At 71.3% G+C, this 300-nt stretch carries 1 protein-coding gene; it reads right to left on the reverse strand.

From position 1 onward, the window contains the following. A partial coding sequence (locus tag GYRE_RS23060; RefSeq protein ID WP_156102670.1) for a hypothetical protein occupies nt 1–221 on the reverse strand: 221 nt, incomplete at its 3' end. Nucleotides 222–300: the final 79 nt, after the last annotated feature.

Here is a 300-nt window from a genome sequence, read left to right on the forward strand (position 1 = left end):
GGGGGCAGCTGGCCCGTATCCGCGAGCCCCTGCGGCGGCGGCACTACCGGTACGACGCGGCGGGACGGCTGAGCCAGGTCGTCCTGGCTCCGGCAAACGCCACGGATGACTACTTCACCGACCCGGCGGGTAACCGGATAGCGGACCGGGAGCGGTACCCGGCGCTGCCCGCGCGCTTCCCGGATAACCGCGTCAGCGAGGACGCCCGCTGGTTTTATCACCACGACGCCCACGGCAGGCTGACGAAAAAGGACGAGCGGCGGGTCCGCGACGGCGGCGGCCACGCGCATCACTACCACT

The sequence above is a fragment of the Yokenella regensburgei ATCC 49455 genome, assembly GCF_000735455.1.
GTDB lineage: Bacteria > Pseudomonadota > Gammaproteobacteria > Enterobacterales > Enterobacteriaceae > Yokenella > Yokenella regensburgei.